Below are 1,445 nucleotides of genomic sequence, written 5' to 3'. Positions count from 1 at the left end.
ACAATGCCGTTGCTTGACTACTGAACTATCGCGGGGTGCAGCGTGATGACTTTGGCTGTGACCCGTCGTGTCGGCCGCCGGTCGCGGGTGTTGATGCGGTAGGAGAGCTTCGAGGAGTACTTCGAGTCCGGACGCTTCAGGTGCCGGTCCGCCTCTCGCAGGCGCCTGGCGCCGTTGTCGAGCTTCCGGTGAACCTTCGCCGCCAGCACTACCAAGAACTCTTTGATCTTCGTGGGCGTGTCTGTGCACTGGCGGACCACGCTGCGCCGTGCGTGCTTGAGGACCTTGACGAACGAGACCCGGTCCGGGTTGATGCCGTTGTCGTCGGCCAGAGCGATGATGACCTGTGTGAGGCAGTGGTGTACGACCAGATGTGCCCAGACCTCCTGGCGCACCAGATCCGGGTCGCCTGAACGCAGGACCTCGACCGGCCCGCGCTGGAAGGTCTTGATCTGCCGGAATGCCGACTCCGCCTCCCACCTCGAGTGGTAGAGCCCCGCCAACTCCGCCGCCGGATAAGCAATCGGGTCCATCAGATCGGTCAACAGCCTGACCACCTCGCCGCTGTCGACGCGGTACTCGATCACGCGGACCAGCACTCCGCCGGGATGCGCGCCTTTCTGCCCGGCCAGGTTCATCCTTGCCAGGTAGGTCCCGTCGGGCAGGTGCTCGACCGGGCGAGCCGCGACGCTCGAGCGCGCCCGGATCAACAGATGGGCCCCGGCCCCGGTGTATGCCTTCCATAACGCAACCCCGGGAAAGCCCCGGTCCATGATGACCAGCATCCCGGCGGCTGAGTCGGCTATTTTGATCGCCAGCTCCGGCTCGCCGCCGTTGAACCCGCCCACCGCCGCGTCGATCTGCGCATGCGTGCCGCACTCGGTCAGCGTCACGACCCGCGCCTGCGGGAAACCCGCGGGCTGGCCGTTCTTGACCGGCCCGCCGAACGCGGCCCGATTGGCCGTCGTATCCGGCACGTCCAGCACGAACCCGTCCACTGCGGCCAGCCGCATCTCGCGATAGAAGGCGCTCTTCAAACCGACGGGAGCCAGCGGGCCAGCCAGCTCGCGGAACAACGTCTCCAAGACCCGCGGTCCCAGACGCCTACGCGCCCGCGTGAACGAAGACTTGTTGGGAATGCTCACGCTCAACTCCGGGACGCTGCCGACCAGTTGCTCCGCCACGTCGTCATAGGAGTCCTGCTGGAACAGAGCCAGGGCAAGCGTGAAGTAGACCATGAACCCGGCCGGCAGGGCGCCGGATTTCCTATCGCGGACCCCGCATTTCTCCAGCACTCCACCGACGAGCTCCGGCGTCACCCAACGGGTCACTACCCCCAGTCGCACATGATCGGATATCCCCACCCACGGATGCATGCCGGGTCCAACGACCCCGTGCCCTCAACGTCACCTCGAACTACTTGCCCTGCTCAAGCAACGGCATTG

The 1,445-nt window shown here is 65.7% G+C and carries 1 protein-coding gene; it reads right to left on the bottom strand.

The features are described 5' to 3' along the window. Nucleotides 1-17: 17 nt before the first annotated feature. Complete coding sequence (locus ACFYWI_RS38480; protein WP_389240846.1) at nucleotides 18-1,376, bottom strand: IS4 family transposase; 1,359 nt, start codon at nucleotides 1,374-1,376, stop codon at nucleotides 18-20. Between the last annotated feature and the right edge of the window lie 69 nt (nucleotides 1,377-1,445).

Source organism: Streptomyces sp. NPDC002889 (assembly GCF_042888425.1).
In the GTDB taxonomy this organism is placed as follows: Bacteria; Actinomycetota; Actinomycetes; order Streptomycetales; family Streptomycetaceae; genus Streptomyces.
Note: the sequence above shows the minus strand (reverse complement) of the source record. Positions and strands in the feature narration are given on the sequence as shown.